General features: G+C 49.6%; 25 protein-coding genes. 15 read left to right on the top strand and 10 right to left on the bottom strand.

The window, feature by feature from the left end:
- Positions 1 to 86: 86 nt before the first annotated feature.
- On the top strand, positions 87 to 722 hold the full coding sequence (locus F0L74_RS03080; RefSeq protein WP_149836356.1) for a hypothetical protein: 636 nt from the start codon (positions 87 to 89) through the stop codon (positions 720 to 722).
- A gap of 125 nt (positions 723 to 847) precedes the next feature.
- Entirely contained in the window at positions 848 to 1,390 is a 543-nt protein-coding gene (locus F0L74_RS03075) for a GNAT family N-acetyltransferase (RefSeq protein WP_149836355.1), read from the top strand.
- 7 nt (positions 1,391 to 1,397) lie between these two features.
- On the opposite strand, the gene F0L74_RS03070 is transcribed toward F0L74_RS03075, so the two are convergent.
- Both F0L74_RS03070 and F0L74_RS03065 read right to left on the bottom strand, forming a co-directional pair.
- Positions 1,398 to 2,873 (bottom strand): amino acid permease, encoded by a 1,476-nt coding sequence (locus tag F0L74_RS03070; RefSeq protein ID WP_149836354.1) that lies wholly within the window; start codon positions 2,871 to 2,873, stop codon positions 1,398 to 1,400.
- Between the two features lie 102 nt (positions 2,874 to 2,975).
- Complete coding sequence (locus F0L74_RS03065) at positions 2,976 to 3,869, bottom strand: hydroxypyruvate isomerase family protein (RefSeq protein ID WP_149836353.1); 894 nt, start codon at positions 3,867 to 3,869, stop codon at positions 2,976 to 2,978.
- A 324-nt stretch (positions 3,870 to 4,193) separates the two neighbouring features.
- Here F0L74_RS03065 and F0L74_RS03060 point away from each other — a divergent pair, with 324 nt between their 5' ends.
- Positions 4,194 to 4,490: a hypothetical protein gene (locus F0L74_RS03060; protein WP_149836352.1), complete on the top strand. Its 297-nt coding sequence runs from the start codon at positions 4,194 to 4,196 to the stop codon at positions 4,488 to 4,490.
- A 223-nt stretch (positions 4,491 to 4,713) separates the two neighbouring features.
- Here F0L74_RS03060 and F0L74_RS03055 read toward each other — a convergent pair whose 3' ends face one another.
- Positions 4,714 to 7,536 carry an outer membrane beta-barrel family protein gene (locus tag F0L74_RS03055; RefSeq protein WP_149836351.1) on the bottom strand — a complete coding sequence of 941 codons (2,823 nt, stop codon included), beginning with the start codon at positions 7,534 to 7,536 and terminating at the stop codon, positions 4,714 to 4,716.
- Positions 7,537 to 7,874: 338 nt separating this feature from the next.
- Here F0L74_RS03055 and F0L74_RS03050 point away from each other — a divergent pair, with 338 nt between their 5' ends.
- Positions 7,875 to 9,296, top strand: a complete 1,422-nt coding sequence (locus F0L74_RS03050; protein ID WP_149836350.1) for a sensor histidine kinase — start codon at positions 7,875 to 7,877, stop codon at positions 9,294 to 9,296.
- Positions 9,297 to 9,334: 38 nt separating this feature from the next.
- Positions 9,335 to 10,027 (top strand): response regulator transcription factor, encoded by a 693-nt coding sequence (locus F0L74_RS03045; protein ID WP_149836349.1) that lies wholly within the window; start codon positions 9,335 to 9,337, stop codon positions 10,025 to 10,027.
- Positions 10,028 to 10,036: 9 nt separating this feature from the next.
- Here F0L74_RS03045 and F0L74_RS03040 read toward each other — a convergent pair whose 3' ends face one another.
- On the bottom strand, positions 10,037 to 11,326 hold the full coding sequence (locus tag F0L74_RS03040) for a histidine kinase (RefSeq protein WP_149836348.1): 1,290 nt from the start codon (positions 11,324 to 11,326) through the stop codon (positions 10,037 to 10,039).
- Positions 11,327 to 11,395: 69 nt separating this feature from the next.
- Here F0L74_RS03040 and pheS point away from each other — a divergent pair, with 69 nt between their 5' ends.
- The 3 genes from pheS to F0L74_RS03025 all read left to right on the top strand — a co-directional run bounded on the left by pheS (position 11,396) and on the right by F0L74_RS03025 (position 14,410).
- Positions 11,396 to 12,424, top strand: coding sequence for a phenylalanine--tRNA ligase subunit alpha (pheS, locus tag F0L74_RS03035; protein WP_149836347.1), 1,029 nt, complete (start codon positions 11,396 to 11,398; stop codon positions 12,422 to 12,424).
- 30 nt (positions 12,425 to 12,454) lie between these two features.
- Complete coding sequence (locus tag F0L74_RS03030; RefSeq protein WP_149836346.1) at positions 12,455 to 13,312, top strand: 3-hydroxyacyl-CoA dehydrogenase NAD-binding domain-containing protein; 858 nt, start codon at positions 12,455 to 12,457, stop codon at positions 13,310 to 13,312.
- 99 nt (positions 13,313 to 13,411) lie between these two features.
- Entirely contained in the window at positions 13,412 to 14,410 is a 999-nt protein-coding gene (locus F0L74_RS03025; protein WP_149836345.1) for an NAD-dependent epimerase/dehydratase family protein, read from the top strand.
- On the opposite strand, the gene F0L74_RS03020 is transcribed toward F0L74_RS03025, so the two are convergent.
- The 3 genes from F0L74_RS03020 to F0L74_RS03010 all read right to left on the bottom strand — a co-directional run bounded on the left by F0L74_RS03020 (position 14,396) and on the right by F0L74_RS03010 (position 17,418).
- Complete coding sequence (locus F0L74_RS03020; RefSeq protein WP_149836344.1) at positions 14,396 to 15,076, bottom strand: hypothetical protein; 681 nt, start codon at positions 15,074 to 15,076, stop codon at positions 14,396 to 14,398. The genes F0L74_RS03025 and F0L74_RS03020 overlap by 15 nt on opposite strands.
- A gap of 85 nt (positions 15,077 to 15,161) precedes the next feature.
- The gene (locus F0L74_RS03015) at positions 15,162 to 16,106 is read right to left on the bottom strand and encodes a UDP-3-O-(3-hydroxymyristoyl)glucosamine N-acyltransferase (RefSeq protein ID WP_149836343.1); all 945 of its coding nucleotides are present in this window, start codon (positions 16,104 to 16,106) and stop codon (positions 15,162 to 15,164) included.
- A gap of 601 nt (positions 16,107 to 16,707) precedes the next feature.
- Positions 16,708 to 17,418: a Crp/Fnr family transcriptional regulator gene (locus tag F0L74_RS03010; protein ID WP_149836342.1), complete on the bottom strand. Its 711-nt coding sequence runs from the start codon at positions 17,416 to 17,418 to the stop codon at positions 16,708 to 16,710.
- 52 nt (positions 17,419 to 17,470) lie between these two features.
- Between F0L74_RS03010 and F0L74_RS03005 the strand changes: the two genes are divergently transcribed.
- The 7 genes from F0L74_RS03005 to F0L74_RS02975 all read left to right on the top strand — a co-directional run bounded on the left by F0L74_RS03005 (position 17,471) and on the right by F0L74_RS02975 (position 23,263).
- Positions 17,471 to 18,058: a pseudouridine synthase gene (locus F0L74_RS03005; protein ID WP_149836341.1), complete on the top strand. Its 588-nt coding sequence runs from the start codon at positions 17,471 to 17,473 to the stop codon at positions 18,056 to 18,058.
- A 55-nt stretch (positions 18,059 to 18,113) separates the two neighbouring features.
- Positions 18,114 to 18,989 carry a YicC/YloC family endoribonuclease gene (locus F0L74_RS03000; protein ID WP_149836340.1) on the top strand — a complete coding sequence of 292 codons (876 nt, stop codon included), beginning with the start codon at positions 18,114 to 18,116 and terminating at the stop codon, positions 18,987 to 18,989.
- A 22-nt stretch (positions 18,990 to 19,011) separates the two neighbouring features.
- A complete protein-coding gene (locus F0L74_RS02995) occupies positions 19,012 to 19,482 on the top strand; it encodes a gliding motility lipoprotein GldH (RefSeq protein WP_188315836.1) in 471 nt (156 codons plus the stop codon).
- Positions 19,479 to 20,495, top strand: coding sequence for a sensor histidine kinase (locus tag F0L74_RS02990; protein WP_149836338.1), 1,017 nt, complete (start codon positions 19,479 to 19,481; stop codon positions 20,493 to 20,495). The genes F0L74_RS02995 and F0L74_RS02990 overlap by 4 nt, the downstream gene beginning before the upstream one ends.
- Before the next feature lie 149 nt (positions 20,496 to 20,644).
- Positions 20,645 to 21,355 carry a response regulator transcription factor gene (locus F0L74_RS02985; protein ID WP_188315835.1) on the top strand — a complete coding sequence of 237 codons (711 nt, stop codon included), beginning with the start codon at positions 20,645 to 20,647 and terminating at the stop codon, positions 21,353 to 21,355.
- Positions 21,356 to 21,719: 364 nt separating this feature from the next.
- Complete coding sequence (locus F0L74_RS02980) at positions 21,720 to 22,379, top strand: histidine kinase (RefSeq protein ID WP_188315834.1); 660 nt, start codon at positions 21,720 to 21,722, stop codon at positions 22,377 to 22,379.
- Positions 22,380 to 22,516: 137 nt separating this feature from the next.
- The gene (locus tag F0L74_RS02975; RefSeq protein WP_149836336.1) at positions 22,517 to 23,263 is read left to right on the top strand and encodes a LytR/AlgR family response regulator transcription factor; all 747 of its coding nucleotides are present in this window, start codon (positions 22,517 to 22,519) and stop codon (positions 23,261 to 23,263) included.
- On the opposite strand, the gene F0L74_RS02970 is transcribed toward F0L74_RS02975, so the two are convergent.
- The 3 genes from F0L74_RS02970 to F0L74_RS02960 all read right to left on the bottom strand — a co-directional run bounded on the left by F0L74_RS02970 (position 23,258) and on the right by F0L74_RS02960 (position 26,811).
- Positions 23,258 to 24,019: an SH3 domain-containing protein gene (locus tag F0L74_RS02970; RefSeq protein ID WP_149836335.1), complete on the bottom strand. Its 762-nt coding sequence runs from the start codon at positions 24,017 to 24,019 to the stop codon at positions 23,258 to 23,260. The genes F0L74_RS02975 and F0L74_RS02970 overlap by 6 nt on opposite strands.
- A complete protein-coding gene (locus tag F0L74_RS02965) occupies positions 24,016 to 25,884 on the bottom strand; it encodes a BatD family protein (protein ID WP_246197614.1) in 1,869 nt (622 codons plus the stop codon). Before F0L74_RS02965 ends, F0L74_RS02970 begins: the two co-directional genes overlap by 4 nt.
- Before the next feature lie 222 nt (positions 25,885 to 26,106).
- Complete coding sequence (locus tag F0L74_RS02960) at positions 26,107 to 26,811, bottom strand: SDR family oxidoreductase (protein ID WP_149836333.1); 705 nt, start codon at positions 26,809 to 26,811, stop codon at positions 26,107 to 26,109.

Here is a 26,811-nt window from a genome sequence, read left to right as displayed (position 1 = left end):
TATTTTTTTGCATTCCCTTAACATCTGGCCATGTAACTCCGTGTCCCGTTCCACGTCTAACCAATATAAAACACGGAGGGACGATCATGAAAAAGATAGGATTATTTATAATGAGCGCAGGATTACTGCTGCTGGCAGCTTGTTCCAGTACCAAACTGACCTCTTCCTGGAAAACGAATGATGCAACATTACAGCGGGATAAGAAGATTGTGGTAATGGCCCTGGCGCCTCAGCGGGAAAACCAGCTGCGCGCGCTGATGGAAGATAACCTGGCCGCCGAGCTGAAGAAAGAAGGGTTCAATGCAGTATCTGCATTGCGGGAGTACGGGCCGGATGCTTTTGGCGACAAAACGGATGAAAAGACCGCATTACGTAAACTGCGTAATAACAATGCCAGCCAGGTGCTTACGGTTGTATTACTGAATAAGGCCCGTGAACGGGATTTTGTGCCTGGCCCTATGTATGGGGGATATCCCTATTATTATGGCGGTTTCTGGCCTTATTACAGCCGCTGGTATGGCAATATGTACCAACCCGGGTACTATCAGTCCAACACCAAATATAGCTGGCAAAGTAACCTGTATGACCTGGATCAGCGTAAGCTGATATACTCTGCGCAAACGCAGTCCGTAGACCCGCCCACAGCGGTAAGACAGGCCTACCTGTACGCAAAACAGATTGTAAAGGACATGACTAAACAACAGCTGATAGCGAAGAATTAAAAACGGCCATACTACGCTATACGCTACAACTGTAGGCCGGCAGATCTGCCGGCCTTTTTTTAGCTACTAGCTGTTTTTTTATTTACTTTGCCGCGAACACCGTTACAGACCACCTTTAACCTGTTATGTTGGAACTTCGTGTAAATGATCAGATCACCCTGCGGCAGCTGGCGCCCGGTGACGCCTCAAACTTATACCGGCAAATAGACGCTTCCCGCAAGACCCTGCGTAAATTTTTACCCTGGGTGGATTATAATACCAACGAAGAACACTCCCTCCGCTTTATACAATTAATGCAACGCAAGGCCGATGAACAGGAAGCCATGGCCCTGGGCATGTGGTACCAGGAACAGCTATGCGGCGTAATGGACCTGCACGGCTGGGACCACCTGTTACAAAAAGCGGAAATAGGGTATTGGGTAAGCGAGGCTTTTCAGCGTAAAGGCATTGCCACGGCCTGTTGTAAAGCCCTGATCAGTTTTGCATTTAAGAACCTGCGGCTGAATAAGATAGAGATCCGTTTTGTATTACAGAATGAGCGCAGCGGACAGATACCCATCCGCCTGGGCTTTACCAAAGAGGGCATTCTGCGGCATAGCGCCAAACTGCATGGCCAGTATGTGGACATGGTGGTGATGGGCATACTGCGGGAGGACTGGAAGTTCTAAGCAGGTTTTAGCGGTTAGCTTTTAGCCCCTTAGCAGGGGGCTGTTTCCTTACCAGGCTGTGTTTTTTACCATAGCAGAAATAGATCACCATCCCGATAGCCATCCACACGATGAGCCTTAACCAGGTATCCCAGGGCAGGAATACCATCATCCCTATACAGGTAACAATACCCAGGATAGGCACCAGCGGTACCAGCGGCGTTTTAAAAGCCCGCGGCGCATCCGGCATGGTGTGGCGCATGATCCATACCCCGGCGCACACGATCACAAAAGCCAGCAGGGTGCCAATGCTGGTCATCTCCCCTACTACCCGTATGGGCACAAATGCGGCAAACAATCCCACGAAAATGCAGAAAAGGATATTGGACCTCCAGGGCGTTTGAAAACGCGGGTGGATCTCTGAAAAGATCTTAGGCAGCAGCCCGTCCTTAGACATGGCATAGAAAACGCGGGTTTGTCCTAGTAAGTCTACCAGTATCACAGACGTATACCCGATCAATATGGCGATGATGATCATCTGCCCCAGCCAGGTATAGGGCGTATGTTCAATGGCTACCGCCACGGGGGCGGCATTGCCTTTAAAGGCCGTATAGGGGGCCAGGCCGGTCATCACATGGGCAAAGAGGATAAACAGCACGGTACATACCAGCAGGGAGCCCAGGATGCCGATGGGCATGTTACGTTTAGGGTTGCGGGTTTCCTGCGCTGCCGCGGCAATGATGTCAAAACCCAGGTATACGAAGAATACCACCCCTGCGCCCCGCAGGATGCCGGACCAGCCATACTCCCCAAATACGCCGGTATTGGCCGGGATATAGGGTTGCAGGTTAGCCGGCTGTATGAATTTCCAGCCCAGGGCAATAAACAGCACTACCACGCCTACTTTAAGTACCACCACAATAGTGTTCCAGAGGGCGGAGCCTTTGGTGCCGCGGATCAGGAGCCAGGACATAGCCAGGATCACCAGGGCGGCGGGCAGGTTCATTATGCCATGCACGGTACTGCCATCCGCCAGTTGGGCCGTTTCAAAAGGAGAATGCACCAGCTGTGGCGGCAGGTAAATATCGTAGGTGCTCAGGAATTTTACCAGGTAATTAGACCAGCTGATGGCCACCGTAGCGGCGCCCACGGAGAACTCCAGCACCAGGTCCCAGCCAATGATCCAGGCGATCATTTCGCCCATGGTAGTATAGGCGTAGGTGTAGGCGCTGCCCGCCACGGGTATCATAGAGGAGAATTCTGCGTAACAGAGCCCTGAAAAGGCGCAGCCAATAGCGGCCACAATAAAAGAGAGGGTAACGGCCGGACCGGAATGGTTGGCCGCCGCCAGGCCGCTAAGGGAAAACAGGCCGGCGCCTATAATGCCGCCTATGCCCAAGGTGACCAGCTGAAAAGCGCTGAGAGTACGTTTTAAGGTATGGGCGCCTTCCTGACCGGATTCCTGCAGTAACCAGCTTAAAGGCTTTTTGAAATATTGCGGCATGTTATCCTACTGTTTTAATGGACTATTTGGCGGCAAATATAGGTACAAAAAAATGTCCTGCGCCGTATTTGATGCAGGACATTTCATGGAAAGTTGATAAGATCATATGTCGCAGATCTCTACGCCCTGTTTTAAAGAGCCCAGCTTATCACTGCGTTTAGGCACAAACTCCTGTGCCACAAAGCCTTTAAAGCCGGTTTCGTGTATAGCTTTCATAATGGCCGGGTAGTAGAGCTCCTGGGTCTCGTCAATTTCATGACGGCCGGGCACCCCGCCGGTATGATAATGGGCAATATAGCTATGATTGTCCTGGATGGTGCGTATTACGTCGCCCTCCATGATCTGCATATGGTAAATATCGTACAGCAATTTAAAACGCTCAGAACCAATAGCCTTGCAAAGCTCTACGCCCCAGGCGGTATGATCGCACTGGTAATCGTGGTGGTTTACTTTGCTGTTCAGCAGCTCCATAACGATGGTCACGTTCTTTTTCTCCGCATAGCTCATGATACGTTTAAGGCCCTGGGCGCAGTTTTTTACCCCCAGCTCGTCATCCAGCCCTTCCCGGTTCCCGGAAAAGCAGATGAGGTGCGGGAAACCCGCTTTGGAGGTTTCATCTATCAGGTACTCATAATATTCCACCAGGGGATCATGATGCTCCACCCGGTTCCAGCCTTTGGTAATGCCCCAATCTTTATTGATGGAGGCCACCATGGCGCAGGTAAGATCGTATTTCTTAGCAGTGGCAAAGTCCTTGGGATCCAGCAGGTCTATGGACGCTAAGCCCATGGTTTTGGATGCTTTGCACAGTTCTTCCAGCGGAATATCATTATAGCACCAGGCACACACGGAATGGTTGATGTTCCCTTTCAGTTTCTCATCCATGGCGTCTTCGTGGGCCATTACGCGGTTCGTGAGGGAGGACAGCGTGGTGGAGGCGAAGGCCAGGGCAGCGGCTTTTTTGATCATATCGCGGCGCGAATTTTTATTGGACATTTTGTGTGATGTTATTGCCCTAGAAATATAGGGTAAAAATCTGATAGTCCATAAGATGCGGTTTATTGGCCGGCCGGAAAGGCGGCGATGTATCCCACATTGGTGGCAGGAAACGGCTTGCGGCTTTTACGCATTTTGCCTTTTCAGTATATCCTGCACATCCTTTTGCCCTAATTTTACGTATATAATTTAAAGACGAAGTCTACTACAGTAACCGCTTTCGAGAGTAAATAAAGTTTGGCATTCTTTGTGCATATTAAAGATCAACTGTAACTAATTGTAACATTTTACCGTCTTAACAGTATATAGAAAGAGGAGGTTGAAATGGAAAAGAGATATACTCCAAATTTATGGGTTTGTGTGCTGATGGACCTGATAGGTTGCGCCAGTTATGCAGTACCGCTTTTAGGTGAAGTAAGTGATGTGATCTGGGCGCCGTTGTCCGCCATTATTTTTTACCGCATGTTTGGCGGCGCCCTCGGCACCTTTGGTAGTTTATTCAATTTCATGGAAGAGCTGTTCCCCGGGCTGGATTTTATTCCCACCTTTACGCTCTCCTGGGTTATGCAACGCATCGCACAGGGTTGGAAGGTACAGAAGGTACAAGAACAGAAAGCATGAAAAGAGCCGGGTAATCATGTTGTTGCCCACTCTGTAAAATAACAAGGTTGTAAGGTTTCAAAGCTGGATGAAGGGGACGTTGCAGTGATATGCCTACATCCACCTTTGATTTCTTTCAACCTTTCAAGAGACTGCAGTGAACAATGAAATACTTTCTCTGTTTGCTGTTTTTTTGGAATTTTTCCGGATGCCAATGCATCCATACTTTTCCCCCATTCGCGTTTTACCCCTTCCGTATACGCATACCGCCGGGCATCATAACCGGCATACCACTTTCGGAGCGCATACTTTTTGCCGCTCCTTTATCACCCCCTCCACCAAACCTGTTCAGGAAATAGGAGAAGCTTACCAGGCAGAAACGTTGTAATACCCGCGTCTGCACATCCTCTATATAGTTCTGCCCTACATTACGGCCAATGCTTACATTCTGGTTCAGCAGATCAAATCCCTGCAGCTTAATAAGGCCTCTTTGGTTATTGAACACGCTTTTAGAGATAAACGCGTTCAGCATGGTTACATTCTGGTTGTAACCGGCTGCCAGACCTGTGTTGAGCGTATAGTCCAGGTCAAACCCAATGATAAAACCCAGGGGCAGGTTAAGGTTGAAATCAAAGGAGAATGCGTAGTTGAAGTAATCCGTGTTATTGTTTTGCTGTACGGAGTAGCGGGCGCCATTGTAATTAGCGCTGGCGGCGGTAGCAAAATCGAATAGATCGCGGAAAGCGTAGTTGAGGCTAAAGCCCTGGTTGATCACAAAATTGCGGGTGGTACCCTTTACTGCATTTATGAAACTCACATCCCTGTTAAGGTTAAAATTGGTAGTGATATTAATAGAGGTATGCGCATTTTTAAGTGGAATGGTATTCACCAGGTTACCATTGATATTGTAGGCGCCGTTTACATTCACCGGCTGACTTACCTGCCTGCCAACGGAATCAAAAGAGCTGGCGTTGATGATCTTGTTACTGGTAAGGGCGGCGCTGATATTGGCAAAAAAACCGCGCATACTGGCCGGGTTAAAAGTGTTATAACCCAGGCTTAAGTTGTTGTTGAAAGAAGGTTTAAGGTCCGGGTTGCCTAACTGTATATACAGTGGGTTACTGTTATCCGGCACCGGCTGTAACTGCGTAACGCTGGGCTGCTGCGTACCGCCCCTGTAAAAGAAACGCAGGCGGCGGTTATTATTAAATGCATAGCTGAAGGAAGCAGAAGGGAAAAAGTTTACCGTATGCTGCTGTAAGCGGTTATGCAGGCTGATGTTATTATTATCCAGGTCACTGAACTGTACGTTCAGGCCGGCGCTGTAATCGTATTTCTGTTTCTGGGTGCGGATGCTTAGGCCTGCCTGTTGGGTAGAGAATGTATTCTCAAAAGAGTTGCTAAGGCTATCGTTCACCTGGTCATACACGCCTTTGGCTTTGTTAAAATCATACGTGAGCTTATCGGAAGTATTGTAATTACGGTTCCAGGTATAGGTAAATTCCAGGAAGCGGTCTTTGAGGATAGGCTCCGTGTAAGTGAGGCGCATGGCCATGTTCAGCCCGCGGTTAGTAACATCATTACGTTGGTCTATGCTGTCCGTAGAGGTGTTACCGTTAGGGTCTACAAACAGGTTATTGGAGATATTAAAATTCTCCTGGTCGCTGTTGTTAACGCCTATGTTCAGATTGGCGCTGAAGGTGCGGCCTGTTTTACGGAACTTTTTACGGAAGAGCGCATCCGTATAAAAAGTAGGCGTAGTGCTGTTACCGATATTAAGGGTGCTACCGCTATTCACCAGTTGCCGTTGGCCGCCCAGTGATTCATAGTGGTTCTGCATTACGTTATTGTTGGTGCTATAGTTGATATTAGGGGATACTATGAGGGAGTGCATGCTATCTATCTCGTATTCCACCCGCATGTTCATATTATGGCTGGCGTTGGTACCCAGGGAATGGGCCTGCTGGTCGTAATAAAAAGTAGTATCCGGCAGCATGTTCTGGCGCGAAGTGGTATTATCATTTTCCGTACGGCCGTTATTATAAAAATAGCTGGCGCTGACCTTCAGCTTTTTGGAGAGGTCTTCACTGTAATTAAGGCCGGTCATCCAGCTGCGGGTAATACCGCTGCCGCCGTTACCGCCAATATTATTGGTGGCGCCCCGGCCACCGCGGCGGCCACCCCCACCGGGGCTAAGGGAGCCCAGGTCTGAATAGCCCAGGTTATTTACGTTATTGCCGCTGCCCAGGAAAGATAGCTGCTGGTCATCCCGGAAACGGTTAAGCGAAGCCGCGGCCGCAAAGCGGCTATCTGTGCCATAACCGGCGGATGCTTGTCCGAACAGGCCTTTCTTACGGTCTTTTTTGATGGTGATATTGATGGCTTTCTCCGTTTGCCCGTCATTGATGCCGGTAAACTGGGCCTGGTCTGATTTTTTGTCGATCAATTGGATCTTGTCAATAATATCCGCCGGCAGGTTTTTGGTAGCCAGTTTAGGATCGTCTCCAAAAAAGGGTTTACCATCCACGAAGATCTGTTTTATGGTTTCGCCCTGTGCGGTAATGGTGCCATCCCGGCCTACCTGGATACCCGGCAATTTTTTCAGCAGCTCCTCTACTACCGCATTCTGGCGGGTTTTAAAGGAGCCGGCATTAAATTCCAGGGTATCCTTTTTTACCCGTATGGGTGGTTTTATTTCGGTGATCTCCACTTCTCCCAGGGTAACGCCGGTTTTCTGCAGGGGAATACTGTCCAGGGTGATGGAGGGCTGTGTGGCGGTGATCTCCACTGATCTTAACAGGGGCTGGTAACCAATAAAGGAGATGTATAGTTTATAAGCGCCTTCGTCGAGGCCATCGAGGCTAAAGGCGCCTTTTTTATCCGTAAAGGCAGATGCTGCCATGGAAGAGTCTCTGGCATATAGTAAGGCCACGCTGGCATCGGCCAGCGGCTGTTTGGAGTCTTTATCTGTCAGGTGGCCTTTCACCTGTCCCTTCGTTTTGGTTTGCGACCACGCGTTCACTGCACATAGGGGTATAAAGGCCAGGATAAACAATAGCTGCTTCATGAAACTGATTGTTGCTCTAATGGTCCATATTTTAGTCCGGCATATTGGAGAGCCACAGGGGGTGTAAGTTAGTAAGTATTAGGATGCCAGCCCTTGCCGCTTACAGAATTTTACAGCCACCCGTCTGCGATATTTCCGCAGCGGCGTTCTCTGCTATGTAATTACAAGTTAAAGATTATGCCTGCTACCCTTCTGCACCCCCCTAACTGTGTTTAAAGTACGCAATAGACCGTTAAGCATTCTTATTTACTGTTAATTATTGTTAAGAAAAGGGAGCAGTCACGCTTGGAAAACAATAGTTTTGTTAGAATCGATTGTTTAAATACCGAAATTAATTCATGCGTAAACGCATCCGCAATATACTCATCATGATGAGCACCTGTATCCTTGGCATTTACCTGTTCCAGGGATACTGGCTGTATAACTCCTATGAGGTGCAATTTGACCAGTTTAACCGTGACATTAACGGGGCGCTGCGTACAGCCCTGTTCAATAACCAGTTCATGGACGTGCGCCGCCTGCTGTATTATTATGGCAAAGGCACCGGCGTGGCCTCAGACGGGGTTGTGATGCAGCCGGAACAATTTGGCCTTACAGACGATAAACAGTCATTTATAGACTCCCTGATGGACCGGGAAGGGCAGATACAGATCGTTAATCACGGCCTGCCCTCCCGCACCTTTGCAGATACCCTGGCCCGGCAGATCTCAGACCTGATCATGCTGAACAGCGTTTACGGAGACAGTATCAACCTGAAAGGGCTGGACTCTAATTTTACTGCGGAGCTGCATAACCGGCAGATCAACACCGGGTACCGGTTTGATACCTTTCATGTTGATTTTAACAATTTTTCCAGGGCCAGCTTCCGGGACAGTATGCGCCTGCGGGAACCGTTAAAGACCTCCAAAATGCCCTTTAACCCTGCCAGCAACCTGTTTGTGCAGGCTACCTTTTCATCTCCCTTCCAGTTTATATTAATGAAGATGATATGGACGCTGGCCAGTTCGCTGGTGCTGCTGATCCTTACCACGCTGTGTTTCATCTACATGCTGCGCACCATTCTGAAGCAAAAGCGCCTGTCTGATGTAAAGAACGACTTTATCAATAACATGACGCATGAGCTGAAAACGCCCATCGCCACCGTGTATGCAGCGGTAGAGGCCATGCAGAACTTTAATGCGCTCAGCGATCAGCGAAAGACGAGGAACTACCTGGATATTTCCAAACAGGAGCTCCAGCGCCTGTCTGACCTGGTAGAAAAAGTGCTGCATATAGCCGCAGAGGAAAAAGAAGAGATAGAGCTGTTCCGCGAGGAAACAGACCTCACAGACCTGATAGATAACATTATCACCAATCAGCAGCTGAAGGCCGGCCGCCCGGTGCAATTCCGGTATGATAACCACCTGGATCATCCCCTGGTCTATGTGGATAAAACGCATTTATCCAATGCGGTGAACAACCTGGTGGATAATGCCATCAAATACTCCGGAGAGCAGCCCCTGGTGCATATACAGTGCACCAAGGAGAACAGCCTGCTCACTATTAAGGTAAAAGACAATGGTATTGGCATTCCGCGCATATACCAGGATAGTATTTTTGATAAATTCTTCCGGGTGCCTACCGGCAACCTGCATAATGTAAAAGGTTTTGGGCTGGGGCTTAGCTATGTAAAAAAGATCGTGGAGCTGCATGATGGCACTATCCAGGTGAACAGTGAGCCAGAGCGTGGCAGCGAATTTGTAATACAATTACCAGTATAAATATAACTTTGGAAGTACGGACTTCCTAAACCCATACTATGGCAAAGATACTTTTGATAGAAGACGAGTGGCAATTGGGCCAGATCGTAAAGGACAGCCTGGAAATGCGCGGCTTTGATATGCTGTATGCAGCCGATGGTAAGGAAGGGCTGCGCCTGTACCAGCAGAACAAACCGGATGTGGTGGTGCTGGACATCATGATGCCTAATATGGATGGGTTTAGCGTTACCACGGAGATCCGTAAACTGGATAAACTGACCCCCATCATCTTCCTGACGGCCAAATCGCAGACAGCAGATGTCGTAAAAGGCTTTGAGCTGGGAGGTAACGACTACCTGAAGAAACCCTTCAGCATGGATGAGCTGATCGTGCGGATCAAAGCGCTGCTGCAACGCTCCGGCGAGCAACCGGCTGCTGCTGCCGCCGCGGATAGCCCGGATGTGGTGATGATAGGCCAGTACGCCTTCAACTATATCAAACAAACCCTTACCCGTAATGGCCAGTCCGCCTTCCTCTCCCACCGGGAGGCAGAGATACTGCGCCGCCTGTATGATAACAAAAACCAGGTAATGGAACGTAAGACAGTGCTGCTGGATCTTTGGGGCGATGACAGCTTCTTTAACGCCCGTAGCATGGACGTATTTATCACCAAACTGCGCCGTTATCTGAAAGAAGACCCCAGGGTGCAGATCGTGAACATCAGAGGGGTAGGGTATAAGCTTATCTTTTAAACGCTGCAATTAATAGCCCTGCATACCGGGCTCCATTTCAAACGCAATATCCACACGGGTACCGGCGGGTTGATTACCCTCATCCACCAGGTCAGACACCTGTATGCTAAAACGGGTGTTAAACAGGGATTTATACAGGTCTACCCGCTCCTGGCATAACTGCATGCCCCTGGATTGGTGGTTGCCGGTCTTAAGGCCATTTCCATGCTGCTGGGCCGCCGCATTGCGCCCTATGCCATTGTCCGTTATCTCGCATAACAGCACATGTTCATTCATATACCGCCAGTGAATGTGCAGCTGGCGCTCCCCGCTCTTATTCATTAAACCATGCCAGATAGCATTTTCCAGGAAAGGCTGTATGAGCATACCGGGCACAAAATAGTCCCGTGGGTTAATGTTCTCCTCTATTTCCATGGTATAGGCAAAAGCATGATCCGTGCGCAGGGATTCTATTTTGAGATAATACTGCAGCAGGTCCATTTCATCACGCAGGGAGATGAAGTTCTTTTCTGAATGGATGAGTACCATCCGCAGCAGGCGGGAGAAGTTAGAGATATATTCCTGGGCTTTTTCCAGCTGGCAGGTAAGCATGCAATTATAGATCCCATTGAGGCAATTGAAGAGGAAATGGGGGTTCATCTGCGACTTCAGGGTCACCAGGCGGAACTCTGCCAGCTGGCGGTGCAGCTGCTGCACCTCTGCTGCCTGCAGCTGCGCTTTTTCCTCTATAAGGGTCTTGCCTATCTTGGCGCCGCAGATAGCCGCTATCTTTTCCAGCATATGCAGATGCCGGGCAGTATAAAAGCCTTTGCGGGAATGTTCAGAATCTATTACGCCTATTACCTGCTGCTCATAGAAGATAGGTACGGTGATCTCTGACTGCCGGCGCTCATCATCCAGTATATACCGCTCATCTTTGGCGGTATTGAGAATGATCTCCGCTTTGCCGGTAAGGGCTACAGCGCCGGTGATGCCTTGCCCCACCGGGATCTCTATGGGATGTTTGATCTCGAAACGTACCGGGTTCTTGGGGCCGTAGGCGGCTTTTTGTACCAGCACCTGCCGTTCTGCATCCAGCAGGTAGATCACGCAGTCTTCAAAATCCAGGTGGCGGATGCAGTTTTTGGCAATATCCCAGAGTATATCATCGATGGTATTCTGTCCGAAAAGGGAGGTGGCGAAGTAAGTAACTGTGGCTTCTGCTTTATATCTCTGCCTGTACTTGACCAGCAACAGGCACAGGATAACAATACACACCAGGAGCAGGATGAGCGCTCCAATGTAGTAAGCAACAGTCATAGTGGGTATTTCTATGCGAAAAGGTAAGATTTTTTTACCAAATCCTATTTCTCTTATCTTTGTTGCCCTATGGAGCAGATAGTACAGCAAATAGCGGCCTACACACAGGAAATACAGGCCTTTGAACCTAAAACAGCGGACGAGCTGGAGCAATACCGCATTAAGTTCCTTGGAACAAAAGGTATTGTAAAAGGCATGTTTGGCGAAATGAAGCAGGTGCCCAACGAGCGTAAAAAGGAGTTTGGACAGGTGCTGAACACCTTTAAACAGCTGGCAGAAGAGCGTTATGCGCAGTTTGAGCAGCTGAAGGACGGCGCCGGTGAAACACAGGCCGGTGTAGACTTTAGCCTGCCCGCAGAACCGCACCGCCTGGGCACCCGCCACCCTATCAGCATAGTACGGAACAAGATCATCCACATATTTGAACGCCTGGGTTATACCGTTGCCGAAGGGCCGGAGATCGAGGACGACTGGCATAACTTTACCGCGCTGAACCTGCCGGAGAACCACCCGGCGCGTGATATGCAGGATACCTTCTACATCAATCAGAATCCTGATTGGTTACTGCGTACCCATACCTCCAGCACACAGGTACGGACCATGGAAGCCGGCAAGCTGCCCATACGCGTTATCTGCCCCGGGCGGGTATACCGCAATGAGACCATCAGCGCCCGCGCGCACTGTTTTTTCCACCAGGTGGAAGGGCTGTATATTGATGAAAATGTATCCTTCGCTGATCTGAAACAAACGCTGTATCACTTTGTGAAAGAGATGTTTGGCGAAGATATCCGTGTCCGGTTCCGCCCCTCCTACTTCCCCTTCACAGAGCCCAGCGCAGAAATGGATATTTCCTGTATCATCTGCGGTGGCGAAGGCTGTAGTGTGTGTAAACACACCGGTTGGGTAGAGATCCTGGGTTGCGGTATGGTACACCCCAAGGTGCTGGAGAACTGCGGTATAGATCCTGAAAAATACACGGGCTTTGCATTTGGTATGGGTATAGAGCGTATTACCATGCTTAAATACCAGATCAAGGACCTGCGCCTGTTCTCAGAGAATGATACCCGCTTCCTGTCGCAGTTTACAGGGGTGGTGTAGCAGCAGCCTTTCAACTTTATTCTTCCCGTTATGATCTCTCTTAGCGAAGTACAGACCATTGCCGTATGCGGAGCAGGCACTATGGGCGCTGGCATAGCGCAGGTAGCTGCCGCCGGCGGTTATGATACCCTGTTATTTGACATACAGCCGGCCATGCTGGACAAGGCCCGCGCCCAGATCACCCAAAACCTGGACGCGGCCGTATCCAAAGGCCGGTTACAGGCCGCGGATAAAATAGCTATCCTTGAACGCATCCGTTTTACGCCCCGCGTTGAGGATTGTGTAGGAGAAGTGATCATAGAGGCCATTGCTGAGAAAATAGAGATCAAAACAGCCCTTTTTGGCCAGCTGACGGATATTAACCACAGCGGGGCCATATTTGCCACAAATACCTCCTCTTTATCGGTTTCCAGGATAGCTGCCGGCATTGTTAACCCGGCACGCGTAGCAGGCATGCACTTCTTTAACCCGGCCCCGGCTATGAAGCTAGTAGAGGTAGTGACCGCACAGGATACCGCCCCGGAAACAGCCACACTTATCTACGACCTGGCCCTTAAGATGGGTAAAACGCCGGTGCATGTAAAAGACGCGCCGGGGTTTATCGTAAACCGGGTAGCCAGGCATTATTACCTGGAAGCCATGAAGGTGGCGGAACAAGGGTTGGCGGACTTTGCGGACATTGACCGCCTGCTGGAGGGTACCGGTTTCCGGATGGGGCCTTTTGCGCTGATGGACCTGATAGGGAATGATGTGAACCTGGCCGTAACACAATCCCTGTATGATGCATTTGAACAGGCGCCGCGCTTTACACCCAATGCGCTGCAGGTGGGCAGGGTGCAGCAGGGGCGTCTGGGCCGTAAGAGCGGGAAAGGATTTTATGACTATTAAGGGCTACGATCCGCCTTTTATTATTACCCCTTACACACTATTGACTATTCACTTTTCACCCCTATCTTTGGCCTTCTATTAACATGTGAACAGCATTTCATGATCTTAGTTACCGGCGGAACAGGTTTTTTAGGCAGCTATTTATTACGGGCACTGGTAAATGCCGGTAAGCCGGTGCGGGCCTTATACCGCGAGCGTATACCTGCGCAGCTGCAGGATATACAACAGCAGGTGCAATGGTTCCAGGGAGATATACTGGATGTGACAAGCCTTGAGGAAGCCATGCAGGGCATTACGCAGGTATATCACTGCGCGGCCATCGTATCATTCCACCCCTCCACCAGGCAATGCATGATGCAGATAAACGTAGAAGGCACCGCCAATGTAGTGAACATGGCGCTGGATGCCGGCGTGCAAAAACTGGTACATGTAAGCTCCGTAGCCGCCCTTGGCCGTGCAAAGAACAATGCCGCCATTGATGAACGTGCGGAGTGGCAGGATAGCCGTAATAACTCGCAATATGCAGTAAGTAAATACCGGGGAGAGATGGAAGTATGGCGCGGTATAGCAGAAGGGCTGAACGCCGCTATTGTAAACCCTGCTATTATACTGGGCAGCGGCTTCTGGCAGGAAGGCTCCGGTACGCTGGTAAAACATGTGTGGAAAGAATTCCCCTTCTATACCAGCGGCGTAAATGGTTATGTGGATGTAGAAGATGTAGTGCGGGTAATGATGTTACTGATGGATGGCCCGGTAAAAGGCCAGCGTTTTGTACTAGCCGCAGAGAACCGGAGTTATTTTGATCTTTTTAGCGAGATGGCCGGCCAGTTAGGTAAAAAGCCCCCTCATATAAGCGTGCAGCCCTGGATGGCGGAGGTCGTGTGGCGGTTGGAAAAGGTGAAGGGCCTGTTCTCAGATGCAAAGCCGGTGGTCACCAAAGAAACAGCCCGTACCGCACAGCTGCAGATGTATTATGATAGCAGCAAGTTATTGAAGACACTGCCCGGCTTTCAGTTTAAACCCCTTACACAAACTATTGCAGAGATCTGCCGGTCCTTTAAGGAAGACGTTGCCGCCGGCAAACTATCTAAGCAATAAAGCCCCAATGGCGGCCGCCAGTATCTTTTCCTTATCAGCCGTAACAGTTTTACTTACCCATACCCTTGGCTGTTCACCCGGCATAACCGCTGCTACCGGCACGCCGCGGTACTGGAATTCATAACACAGCTTTTCATAAGAGTTCATGACCCCAAACCGGTTATGGGCGGTAATACGTATATCTTCAGCAGGAGAGCGGAGCACGCCCGCGGGTTTATTGGCATTCAGCTCCAGGTAATGAGGGCTTTTTAATACCAGTTCCCAGCGAACCAAAGGCTGGCTTTGTATGCCGTTTATAAGGCTATAGAAGAGCGGGGTATTAGGCGCTTGTTTCTCCAGCCAATCCGGCAATTTACGGCCGGAAAAGGAGATAAGCGGGGTGTTTAAGGTCTGTACCAGTATTTGCTCAGCCTTATCCTTTACGACGAAATTAAAGGCATTACTAACGTTTTTGAAGGCAATATTGACCGCCGGGGTGATCCCATTCTTCCGGTCTGCCGTCGTGTAGGCGCCATAGCGGATCGTTTTAGCAGAGAACCAGCCATCGTTGGTGGTAACGGTCCATTCCTGCGCGCTGGTATAGAGATCATTGGCCGGGGCGGCCGTTTTTTTAACGGTGCTGCAATAGCATAGTAACAAACAGCCCAGTAAAAGGGATATGCGCATGATGAGTAGCTTTTTGGCGGTTAGCGGTTAGCTTTTAGCGCTAGCATGGTCAATAGCTACGCAGCTAAAAGCTAAGGGCTAAATCCTATTTATTGGTGAGCTTTTCCCACATTTCCGGTATACGTTTGATCCAGTTGATCTCTTTCATTTTGGCGCGGGATTCTTCTGCCGGGGAGCCAAAATATGTTTTACCGCCTTCGAGAGAGGCGGGTACGCCACTTTGTGCATATACGATGGCGTCTTTACCTATCACCAGGTCTTTAGATACGCCTACCTGGCCCCAGAGGATCACATTATCCTCTATGAGCGCTTTACCGCCAATACCTACCTGTGCGGCAAACAGGCAGTTCCTGCCTATTACGGTACCATGCCCGATGTGGATCATGTTATCCAGTTTAGTTCCCTGGCCTATGATGGTATCACCGCTTACGCCTTTATCGATAGTGCAGCCGGCGCCTATCTCCACATCATCCTCTATCAATACCCTGCCGCAGCTTTCCAGCTTATCATACATCACCGCGCGCTCCTTCCTCTTCTTGAAGTAAAAAGCGTCTGCGCCGATAACGGTGCCGGCGTGGATGATCACATTATTGCCGATAACGCAGTGGTCATATATAGTAACGTTGGGATGGATAATGCAATTGTTGCCTATACGCACATGATTACCAATGAATACGTTAGGTTGTACAACGGTGCCCTCGCCTATTACCGCAGAGTCGCTGATGGGTTTGGCCGCTGGCTCAAACGGACGGTAGCGTTTTACCAGGGATACATAGGCGCTAAAAGGATCGTCTGTAACTAACAGCGCCTTACCTTCCGGGCAAGCTACTTTCTTGTTGATGATGATAATGGTAGCGGCAGAGTTCAATGCCTTATCATAGTACTTCTCGAAGTCCACAAATGAGATATCTCCCGCCCTTACCTTATGGATCTCATTGATGCCGGTGGCCATCAGGCTGCTGTTGCCTTCCAGCGCTGCGCCTATGATTGCGGCTATTTCCGTTACTGCAACAGGTACTTCAAAATTCATATAGTATTGAATTAGTGTGTAATTTAAAGTGGAGCAAAGTTAGGCGAAAGTTTGATGTTTATACCAGGGTGTAAATGATACAAAGCAACCGTATAACTCCATTTTCAGACTGTTGTTATCCACACTTTTTTTAGTGGTGTGAATAAAATTTTTTGTAAATTTTTTCTTTTGTCATGAAATTCTTTTTAATATTGTGTAGGGAATTTTGTTTCCCTGTACTTACTAACCCATTCACATAACAAGAAAGTCTGATTGTTCTCACGGTCAGACTTTTTTTATGCCCTTTGAAAACCGCACCACCAAAGGGTTTTAGCCAACAACAGTTTTTCATCACATACATAGCTGCAAGTAAGCAACGCAATTTTTAGCTGGTTTTAATCCGGTATACAGCAGACCGCAGTTGCTCCGTTTTTTGTCCTTGGGAGGGTTTGCTCCCATCTTTTGAGCAAAAATTTATAAGAAAACAGGCTTTATACGCTAAAGGATGATAAAGGGGTTATAACAAAGCGGAGATAACAGGGAAAAATATGTGGAAGCTACTGCCTTATGAGGGAGGAAATATAACGTTGCGGGGTGTATGTGACATGTACGCAAACCCTTGCTAATCCTGGAGATTAGCGGTCTTGATGATATTGTTCATGTTTAGTAAGCGGATCTTCTTACCCTCCAGTTCAATCATCCCATCTTTCTTGAATTCAGAGAGTAAACGGATGGCAGATTCGGTAGCGGTGCCTACCAGGTTGGCTATCTCTTCTCTTGAAAGACGCACATTAAGGGTTTGTCCATCACTTTCCACGCCATAGGTTTCGTGGATGAACAACAGGGTCTCTGCCAGGCGTTCCCTTACCGGTTTCTGGGCCAGGTGTGTGATCTTAAGCTCTGCCTTGCGAAGCTCGCTGGAGAGGATGCGCATCATCTCAAAGGAGAGCGCAGGATCTTTTTGCAGGATGTTCAGGAAAAGGTCTTTGGGAATAAAGCATACCTGCACATCGTCCAGGGCAACAGCGGTAGCGGTATACCGTTCACCGCTCAGCAATGCTTTATAACCCATGATATCGCCCGGCTTTACCAGGCGGATGATCTGTTCGCGGCCATCGTCGCCGCTATGTGTGAGCTTTATTTTTCCGGAATTGATACAGTAAAGACCAAAAGAGTGAGCGCCTTCCTGGAAGATGACCTGCCCCTTCTTGTAAAGGGAACAGGCCTTGGCCTCGTTAATAGCGGCAATATGCTCTCCTTCCGCTTTGAAAAAGGCAGCGCCAAAGCGGGCTTTACAATGTTGACAGGTGATCTGTTGAATAGGTGTGCCCATAGCAATACCGCAAAATTACTAATTTGCAGGGCGTTCACCAAAGCCCGTTAAGTTGCCGCTGCATTATTACGTCATCTATAAGCCTTACCAGGTACTCACACAGTTTGGAAAGGAAGATAATAAAGCCAGTCTGGCGGATCATTTTGCCGTGCCCAGGGATGTATACCCGGTAGGCCGCCTGGATTTTGATAGTGAAGGACTATTGATATTAACCAACGATAAAGCGTTGAACCACCGTTTGTTGAACCCTTCATTTGCACACGAGCGGGAGTACTGGGTACAGGTAGACGGCGCCATTACCACCGCCGCGCTGGAACAATTGCAAAAAGGCGTACAGATCACCGTAGACGGAAAACCTTATCACACCAAACGATGTAAGGCTTCCCTGTTTGCCACGGAGCCCGCGGTACCGCCCCGTGATCCGCCCATACGCTTCCGCAAAGAGATCCCCGCTCCCTGGATCAGCATGATACTGCACGAAGGCAAGAACCGGCAAGTACGGAAGATGACCGCCGCCGCCGGATACCCCACGTTGAGGCTTATCCGTTACCGGATAGCAGGTATTACCCTCGCAAACCTGCAGCCCGGAGACATGCAGGAACTGGGCAGGGATGAGCTGTATAAGGCCCTGTTTGGGTGACTTGCTTTGCGCTTTGCACTAATTTAGCTAGGTTTGTTACCAACAAACAATCATTATGCTGAAATCAATGACCGGGTTTGGAAGGGCGGAAAATACGCGTGGAGAGACAACCATTACCGTGGAGATAAAATCGCTGAACGGTAAACAGTTCGAAGTGAACCTGAAGTTATCCCCTTTGTTAAAGCCTTATGAGTTCGATATCCGCAACCGTATGCAGCAGATATTGCAGCGCGGTACGCTGGACGCTACTATCAACATCAGGCAGAATGGCGCTACCCGCCCGGTAATGGTAAACACAGAGCTGGCCAAGTTCTATTACCAATCCATTACCACCCTGGCCACTGAGCTAAAGCTACCCCAGGACGATATGCTGAATGTGCTGATGAAATTGCCCGAGGTAGTGACCCCGGCTACAGAGCAGATAGCAGAAGCAGAATGGCTGGCCGTTCAGGACGTATTAAAAGGCGCCCTGGAACAGCTGGACAACCATCGCCTGGATGAAGGCGCGGTGCTGGAAGCAGACCTGTTGCTGCGCATAGAGAACATTGAAGCCTATTGCGTAAAGGTGCGCGAACTGGACCCCCTCCGTAAAGACCGTATACGTCAAAGACTGGAGCAGCTGCTGGCGGAATATGTTGGCAAGGAGAATGTGGACGAGAACCGCCTGGAGCAGGAACTGATCTTCTATTTGGAAAAACTGGACATCTCCGAAGAGCTGGTGCGCCTGGAAAACCACTGCCGCTACTTTAAGGAGATCCTGCGCGAAGCAGACGTAGCCAAGGGTAAAAAGCTGGGTTTTGTACTGCAGGAAGTAGGGCGCGAGATCAATACCACCGGCTCTAAAGCCAATGACGCCAGCATACAGCAATGGGTGGTGCTCATGAAAGACGAACTGGAAAAGGCCAAAGAACAAGTGTTAAATGTATTATAGCAAGTATATGAAAAACATGGGTATGGCTATAGCAGCCTGCCTGGTAATGGTATCCTGCCTGCCAACCAAAATGGATACCTACGAAAAGAACCAGGAGATCCCCGGACACCAATGGAGTTATCAGTTTAAACCGGTCTTTGATGTAACCGTAAAGCCGGAAGACACTGCTTTCCTATATAACATTTATGTGAACATACGCCACCAGGACGCTTATCCGTACAGCAATATATGGGTGATGGTGAATACCCAGTTCCCGGGCGACAGCTCCCAGCACCCCCGCCGGGTAGAGCTGCCCCTGGCAGACGTGACCGGCAAATGGCTGGGCAGCGGGCTGGATGATATCTACGAGCACCGTATCCCCATACAGGAAAATGCGATCCTCAATAAACCGGGCACCTATCATTTTACATTTGAACAGAATATGCGGCAAAATCCGCTGCCTTATGTAATGAATGTAGGACTACGGGTAGAGAAAGCCGCCCCGCGGCCATGAAGAAGATCATCCATAAAGTACAGGATAAGAAGGTAGTATCGTTCCTCTACTTTTTTGTACTGGCATATACCATCCTGGCGCTGGTATGGTGGGGCGTGCTGCTTTTTCTGCAAAGCGACCAGATCACCCATTTTGAAAGGCAGAACCTGGACCTCCGTATTGATAGCGGTACCCACCCGGTAGAATACCAGCAGGAACTGCAGCGCATCCAGAAAGAGGAACATATGCGCACCTTTAAGTTCTTTGGAGAAGGCGGCACTTTCCTAGGCATCATCCTGCTGGGCGCGTTTTTCGTATACCGCTCCATATGGAGGCAAATGAAGCTTAGCCAGCAGCAGCAGAACTTTATGATGGCGGTGACCCATGAGCTCAAATCGCCCATCGCCGCCGCCAAATTGAACCTGGAAACGATCCGTAAGCATAAACTGGAGGAGGAGAAACGGCAAAAGCTGGTGGAGAACACCATCAAGGAAACAGACCGGCTGGATCAGCTTTGCAATAATATTCTGCTGGCATCGCAGATGGAAACACAGCATTACCGGCTGTTTAAAGAGCCGCTAAACCTGTCTGCCCTGCTGGAGGCCAGCATTAAGGAGCTACAGATCCGCATACCTACCCATACCATTGTAGCGGATATAAAACCGCAGGTGTGGGTAGAGGCTGACAAGTTTATGCTGCAGATGGCGCTGAGCAACCTGGTGGAGAACGCCGCCAAATATGCGCCCAAACAAACAACCATCAGGGTACGGTTATGTGAAAGCGGGCATGTGCTCAAATGGCAGGTAACAGACGAAGGGCCCGGCATCCCCCAGGAGGAACGGAAACGGGTATTCCTGAAGTTTTACCGCATTGGCAATGAAAATACCCGCAAGGCAAAAGGCTCCGGCCTGGGCCTGTTCCTTACCCAAAAGATCATGGAGCAACATGGCGCTTCCATACTGGTAAAGGATAACAACCCCGCAGGCGCCTGCTTTGAAGTAACCTGGCCTGCATATTCCGTACAAACGGCGTAAATTTGCACCACAATTCAGGATCTGTTCCGCCAACCCCCTGCAAGTACTGTAAGGCGCAACAGGGACTGAGGACAGGAACAACACCCGGCAAAGACGCTCCCGCCCCGCGGGAAATGGCTTCCCGGCCACAAAAACTAAACATTAGCGGGATGAAAGAAGCAACAAAAGCATCCATATTACTGGTAGAAGATGAAGAGAACCTCCAGGAGGCGCTGAAGCTGAACCTGGAACTGGAAGGATATGAGGTAACCGCCGCTGATAACGGCACAACGGCATTAAAGGCCGTAAAAAATGAATATTTTGACCTGATCATACTGGATATTATGCTGCCTGAAATGGATGGCATAGCCGTATGCGAGAATATACGTATCCAGAACAATGACGTGCCCATCCTTTTCCTGAGTGCCCGCAACAGCAGCGCAGACCGCGTACTGGGCCTTAAAAAAGGCGGAGACGACTATATGACCAAGCCCTTTAACCTGGAGGAGCTGCTGTTAAGGGTAGAAAAGCTGATCGTTAAGAACAAACGCATACAGGATAAGGACAGCGTATCCAACATCTACACATTTGGCAATAACACCATAGATTTTGCCGCGCAGGAATGTATAGGTAAAGACGGCCAGCGGTATGAGCTGAGCAAGAAGGAGACCATGCTGCTGAAACTCCTGATCGAGAACAAAGGCGAGGTAGTGACCCGCGAAAAGATACTGCAGGTGGTATGGGGCTACAATGTTTATCCTACCACACGCACCATTGACAACTTCATTCTTAACTTCCGTAAGTATTTTGAGGAAGACAGCCGCAACTCCAAATACTTCCACTCTGTAAGAGGCGTAGGCTATAAGTTTACAGAACAATAACCAGCATAACAGGGCGGTCATTAGTGGTGAAAACAGGCCCATATATCTATACTAAATGCGCATCACTAATGGCTCGCCGTTTACGGTGGTTTTCCCTCCAATTGCCCCACAAATACTGCCTTGTAATAATTTCCGCTTCCAATTAACAGTGAATTAATAGATATTTAGTAATCGTATTATGCGTGCATCAATCCTTTTGTAAACCTTATAAGTGTTACAGCAATTCGGGCATATGTTTTTAGCGGGAGATTGGACCTATTGGTTGTTCTTTTTATTAAGCGTGGCGCTTATTAGTTACTTTTTTTTCCGTAGGGAAAAACGGATCAGGAAGGCTACCACGAGGGAAATAAACAGACGGCAATCTATGGTTAACCTCGAACTGCATGCCTTCCAGGCGCAAATGGACCCCCATTTCATTTTCAATAGCCTTAATGCCATTCACCATTACATACTTACTACCAGCACAGACATGGCGTCGTTGTACCTGACGCGTTTTTCCAAGCTAATGCGCCTCATGATAGCTAATTTCAACAAAGAATGGGTAAGCCTGGAAGAGGATGTGGAAGCGCTGGAGCTGTACATACAGCTGGAGCAGTTGCGGTTTGAGCCGCAGTTCACCTACCGCCTGCACCTATCGCCGGAGATAACCCACCAGTTTACGCTGGTCCCCCCCCTTATTATACAACCCTATGTACAGCAGGCCATCTGGCACCGCATACTACAGCGCCCGCAGAAAACCGGCGGCCGGCTGGAGGTGTTCATAGGCCGTGACCAGGACCATTTGTTTATACAGATAGAGGATAATGGCATCCGTGGCGATCTCCAACCCGCCTCCTATACCGCCACACAGCTAAGCCGTAACGTAGCCATTGCCGCTGAGCGCCTGCATATTATGAGCGAAAAGCACCATATGCACGCCAGTGTTACTGAGCAGGAGATCCTGGATGAACGTACCCAAAGCAGCGGCAGCCGTATCACCATCCACATGCAGCACATTACCAGCCGCCAGCTCCTGGCCGGCTAATTTCCTCCGTGTAAGTCAGCAAAAAAGATCCGATTCCATTTTATTTTCGTAAATTTTGGTGGGACAAGACAAGCGTACAAATTTTAGTAGGCCAACTTTATCGTAGCATTCCATTTACTTCTAACCTACAATTGAACATGCGAGCCATTATTGTGGACGACGAGAAACACTGTCGTGAAGTGCTGCAACTGATGTTAGCCCGTTATTGCCCGGATGTGGTATTGGAGGCTGTTTGTGTAAACGGCGCTTCCGCGCTGGAGGCGATCGAGAAATACCGCCCGGAGCTTATATTCCTGGATGTGGAAATGCCGGGTATGAACGGGTTTGAGCTGCTGGAAGCCTGCGCAGGGCTTAATTTTTCCATCATTTTCACCACCGCGTATGACCAGTATGCCATACAGGCCATCCGTCATAGCGCACTGGATTACCTTTTAAAGCCTATTGATAAGGAGGAGCTGGTAAGGGCGGTGGAGAAAGCCATTGCCCATCAACAGCAGCTAAGCGGCAATAAGGTAAATAACCTGCTCCTCTTCCTGCATGAGCACCTGCAGGCCGGAGAGCGGCTGGCCCTGCCTACCATGGAAGGCCTGCGCATGGTGTTGCCCAAAGATATTCTCTTTTGTATGGCAGAAGGCGCCTATACCCGCCTGCACCTCTACGCCTGTAAAACGCCGCCACTGGTGTGCCGTACGCTCAAGGAGGTGGAAACCGTGTTAAAGGACAAAGGGTTTTTCCGGGTGCATCACAGCTACCTGATCAACCTTTCCTTTATGGATAAATACATTAAGGGGGATGGCGGGGAAATTATCATGAGCGATGGTAGCAGCATACCGGTTTCCCGTCACCGTAAGCAGGAATTTATGGCCAGGATAGAGCGGTTATAGCCGCTTTACCTCATCGCAGGCTACCCAGCCGGTCTTACCATCAGATAACTGTACTTTGCAAAACTCCGCAGTAGCATCCAGCACCTGTACCTTCATGCCTTCGTTCAGCTCAAACAGGTCTTTGCCATTCTGGTCCGGCGCAGCCTTGGCCTTTATACCGCTACTCATTACAATGCCCGTTTCGTGGCTGTGCGCAGCGGTATAGGTAAATACGGACATGAACAGGTATAAACAGAAACATACGCCCACCACGCTGATCACGATACGCATAATGCCGTTATTCAGCCGGCTTACCAGCAGATAGGCCAGTATACCGCCAATCAATAGCCAAAACAGCACCAGGCTGCCCGTGGTCCAGCCATTTGGGCTGTGCAGATGTTCCCATTGGATCCACCACTTCTGAAAGAATAAAAGGGGCAGCTCATCTGTAAAACCCTGTACCCGCTGGTTGGCCAGCGCCAGGTTATGCGCTACAGATCTGTTATCCGGGTTGCGGAGCAATGCCTTCTCATAGTTGTAGATGGCCTGGCCGGTACGGTTGCTTTTATAGTAGGCGTTGCCGGCGTTAAAATAAAGGTTTTCCAGGGTGTACCCATCGTCGATCAGGCCCTGGTAAATACGCGCCGCATCGCTGTACTGGTTTTGCTGGTACAGGTTATTGGCCTTGTCAAACCGTTGCTGTGGCGTAAGATCTGCTGCATGCAGCGCGCCGCATCCTAACAGGAGTAATAGTATTATGTGGCGTACGGTGCTCATACTACCGGTTGTTTCGTTTTTAATTCATCTTCCAGCTGGCTGATCACTTTAACGGCCTGCTGATAGGTGCCCTGCATCTTATCATTGCTTTGAGCCGGCGCATACAGCGCCATTTCACAGTTATCCAGCAGCTCAAAAAGCTGCTGCGTATTTGTTCCGTTGATATGGCGGGAACTGAGCTTGCTTTGTATGAGCTCTTTGTTCAGGTCCGCAAACGGGATCTGCAGCTTATGGCTCAGGTAACCCCAGACCGCACGGGAGGTTTCTTCGTAGAATGCATGGTCCTTACCCTCTTTCAGGTAGCGGGCAGCCAGCTCCAGCCGTTTGAGAGCGGCTTTGTTGGCATACCGGTGTTTAAGCAGGGCCATGTTATTCTGCTGGTAGGTAAGCCGTTTGCGGTAGATGATACCCAGCACCAGCGCCAGCAGGGGCAATGCCAGTAATATCCAGTACCACAAACTGCCCAGCAGGTAACCGGAGTCTTTGGTCCAGTGCTGCGGCGCCCTGTGCACGGGGATCAGCACATTTTTATCTACGCTGAAATCCTGTTTATCGCGTTTGTTCTGTTTACCTGCAGTTACGTGTATGTTGAATGGCTCAGATTTGATGGTCTTATAAGCATGCGCCACCGGATCAAAATAAGAGAACTCTACCGGCGGAATGGTTTGATCCCCTGCCTCCAGTGGCATTAGCGCAATCTCGTACTGGCGGCTGCCGGATAAAGGATTGCTGTTCTTCTCAATATTATCGGTCACCTTGGGATCATACTTCTCAAAGCTGTTGGGAATATCCACTTTGGGCATATTCATCAGGTTCACATTGCCCTGCCCGGAAACGGTGATCTTTAAGGTTAGCGCATCATCTGTTGACAGATTTGTTTTATCAATAGCGGCGGTCATGTTAAAATTGCCCACCGCCCCGTTAAAGCTGGCCGGTTTCAGATCTGCCGGCAAAGGTTTTACGGTGATCTTTACAGGCGTGCTTTGGATCTTATACGGTACATCTTCATAAGACACTTCCGGCCGGTTAAAGAAATCGTCAAAGAAAGGATCGTTAAAAGGATCTTTGAATCCGGGATCATTGAAGATATCCTCAAACGGATCCCTGGAGCGTTTTTGATTGTTGTGCACCATCTTTACCAGCCTTACCTGGTTATCCACTTCTACAGGGTCCAGCTCCAGCGCGCCGGATTGCAGCGGGAACAGGAGCGTTTTACGGATGGTGAATACCTTGAACAGCTGGCCGTTCAGCCTTTCTGTAGAGGCTTGCGGCGGATTGGGCAGCTCAATATCCTTGGCGGAAAAACCTTTGAAAGCCGGCACACGGGTAACGCTGGAGTTAGTGGGCAGGCGGGTGTAAAGTTTGTACGTGGCGGTTAGCTGCTCGCCTTCGTACAGGTTGGTTTTATCCACATCTACTTTCAGGAAAATATTCTTACGGAGCTTGGCATTCACATCTTCCCCCTTACGCAGTATGCCCTCTGTATATTCATCATCCGGGGAGCTGCGCCGGGGCGGAAATGGTTGTTGTGAAACAGGCGGCTGCGATGGCGCAGATGCCGCGCCGTGCGCGCTTTTTATTACCTCTATGGTAACCGGGTTGGAGCGTTTGTTCTCCCCATTCACCCTGGCGGTAGCGCCGGCTAAGGTAAAATTGCCCACCCGTTTTGGCTGCAGCACATAAATAAGCGCCAGGTAATCAGACCGGCGGCCATTTACGATAGAGGTGCCCTGCATTTGCGAAGGCCCCTGCAGTACCTCAAAATCATTAAAAGAGGGCGGTTGAAAGCTGGATATATTAGAAGCGTTCTCCAGCAGGAACTGCAGCTGGAAGGGCTCATCCTGGGCTACACGCGTGCTGCTCACATTTGTAGTGAAACGGAAGTCCTGGGCACTTGCGCTGAACAGCGTGCCCAAACAAAAAAAGAGGGACAGGGCCCACTTTCTTATTTTAACCTGACAGACCATCATATCTCGTTGACAAATTTAACCAAAGCCTTAGCTGTGGCGTGTAATTTCCCGTTAAAAGTTAGTTAAAAAAATAATAAAATATGATGTTAAAACCATTAACTGGTAAGGGTTTGGATATTATCCAATATCACCCAGCATAGGCCGCAGCACAATCTCTTCCACTACCGTTTGCGCAGCCAGGGTGTAGGCAGACCATACTACGTTGGCAATATCTTCCGCGGGCATCATACGGTCTTCCGGCGCTTCAAAACCCGCCCAGGAATCCGTCCACGTGGGGCCGGGGCTTATAGCGGTCACTTTTACATTGTGTGGCTTCAGTTCTTCTCGCAGGTTTTTGGAAAGCCCCAGCAGCGCAAATTTGGTAATACCATACGCGCCGCCGTTAGGGTAAGCCTTGTAGCTGGCGGTGGAGCAGAGGTTAAAAATATGTCCTTTCCGCCGGGCGATCATAGGCGGCAGCAGTTGCCGGGTAAGGTGGTAGGCGCTGTACAGGTTTAAGGCCATCAGGTTTTCCAGCAGCCCCTCCGGTTCCTCATGCAGGGCGCCTGGTACAAAAAGGCCGGCGTTATTTACCAGGATATCTACCGCCGGGAAACTGCCGTTTACCCTGGCTGCAAAATCCAGTACCTGCTGTCTGTTGCCCATATCCACCGGCATAGTGATCACCTGCACCTGTGGGTTTTGCTGCTGAATTTCCGCGCCGGCCGCCTCCAGTGTGGCTTTGTTCCGGGAACAAATAGCCACATTGAAGCCTTCCTTTGCCAACCTGGCGGCAATAGCCTTTCCTATACCTTTACTGGCGCCTGTAATAACTGCGTTCAT

The sequence above is a fragment of the Chitinophaga agrisoli genome (assembly GCF_008386695.1).
Classification (GTDB): Bacteria; Bacteroidota; Bacteroidia; order Chitinophagales; family Chitinophagaceae; genus Chitinophaga; species Chitinophaga agrisoli.
The sequence above is the reverse complement of the archived record's forward strand: the minus strand, read 5'-3'. Positions and strand labels throughout refer to the sequence as shown.

What these genes read in the sequence shown, in the direction of transcription:
- F0L74_RS03025 (WP_149836345.1), top strand. Translation starts at nt 13,412, where the DNA reads ATGATCTTAGTTACCGGCGGAACAGGTTTTTTAGGCAGCTATTTATTA.
- F0L74_RS03050 (WP_149836350.1), top strand. Translation starts at nt 7,875, where the DNA reads ATGCGTAAACGCATCCGCAATATACTCATCATGATGAGCACCTGTATC.
- F0L74_RS03075 (WP_149836355.1), top strand. Translation starts at nt 848, where the DNA reads ATGTTGGAACTTCGTGTAAATGATCAGATCACCCTGCGGCAGCTGGCG.
- F0L74_RS03060 (WP_149836352.1), top strand. Translation starts at nt 4,194, where the DNA reads ATGGAAAAGAGATATACTCCAAATTTATGGGTTTGTGTGCTGATGGAC.
- F0L74_RS03030 (WP_149836346.1), top strand. Translation starts at nt 12,455, where the DNA reads ATGATCTCTCTTAGCGAAGTACAGACCATTGCCGTATGCGGAGCAGGC.
- F0L74_RS03045 (WP_149836349.1), top strand. Translation starts at nt 9,335, where the DNA reads ATGGCAAAGATACTTTTGATAGAAGACGAGTGGCAATTGGGCCAGATC.
- F0L74_RS03020 (WP_149836344.1), bottom strand. Translation starts at nt 15,076, where the DNA reads ATGCGCATATCCCTTTTACTGGGCTGTTTGTTACTATGCTATTGCAGC.
- F0L74_RS03040 (WP_149836348.1), bottom strand. Translation starts at nt 11,326, where the DNA reads ATGACTGTTGCTTACTACATTGGAGCGCTCATCCTGCTCCTGGTGTGT.
- F0L74_RS02975 (WP_149836336.1), top strand. Translation starts at nt 22,517, where the DNA reads ATGCGAGCCATTATTGTGGACGACGAGAAACACTGTCGTGAAGTGCTG.
- pheS (WP_149836347.1), top strand. Translation starts at nt 11,396, where the DNA reads ATGGAGCAGATAGTACAGCAAATAGCGGCCTACACACAGGAAATACAG.
- F0L74_RS03010 (WP_149836342.1), bottom strand. Translation starts at nt 17,418, where the DNA reads ATGGGCACACCTATTCAACAGATCACCTGTCAACATTGTAAAGCCCGC.
- F0L74_RS03015 (WP_149836343.1), bottom strand. Translation starts at nt 16,106, where the DNA reads ATGAATTTTGAAGTACCTGTTGCAGTAACGGAAATAGCCGCAATCATA.
- F0L74_RS03000 (WP_149836340.1), top strand. Translation starts at nt 18,114, where the DNA reads ATGCTGAAATCAATGACCGGGTTTGGAAGGGCGGAAAATACGCGTGGA.
- F0L74_RS02960 (WP_149836333.1), bottom strand. Translation starts at nt 26,811, where the DNA reads ATGAACGCAGTTATTACAGGCGCCAGTAAAGGTATAGGAAAGGCTATT.
- F0L74_RS03080 (WP_149836356.1), top strand. Translation starts at nt 87, where the DNA reads ATGAAAAAGATAGGATTATTTATAATGAGCGCAGGATTACTGCTGCTG.
- F0L74_RS02980 (WP_188315834.1), top strand. Translation starts at nt 21,720, where the DNA reads ATGGTTAACCTCGAACTGCATGCCTTCCAGGCGCAAATGGACCCCCAT.
- F0L74_RS02970 (WP_149836335.1), bottom strand. Translation starts at nt 24,019, where the DNA reads ATGAGCACCGTACGCCACATAATACTATTACTCCTGTTAGGATGCGGC.
- F0L74_RS03070 (WP_149836354.1), bottom strand. Translation starts at nt 2,873, where the DNA reads ATGCCGCAATATTTCAAAAAGCCTTTAAGCTGGTTACTGCAGGAATCC.
- F0L74_RS03055 (WP_149836351.1), bottom strand. Translation starts at nt 7,536, where the DNA reads ATGAAGCAGCTATTGTTTATCCTGGCCTTTATACCCCTATGTGCAGTG.
- F0L74_RS03065 (WP_149836353.1), bottom strand. Translation starts at nt 3,869, where the DNA reads ATGTCCAATAAAAATTCGCGCCGCGATATGATCAAAAAAGCCGCTGCC.
- F0L74_RS02990 (WP_149836338.1), top strand. Translation starts at nt 19,479, where the DNA reads ATGAAGAAGATCATCCATAAAGTACAGGATAAGAAGGTAGTATCGTTC.
- F0L74_RS02985 (WP_188315835.1), top strand. Translation starts at nt 20,645, where the DNA reads ATGAAAGAAGCAACAAAAGCATCCATATTACTGGTAGAAGATGAAGAG.
- F0L74_RS02995 (WP_188315836.1), top strand. Translation starts at nt 19,012, where the DNA reads ATGGCTATAGCAGCCTGCCTGGTAATGGTATCCTGCCTGCCAACCAAA.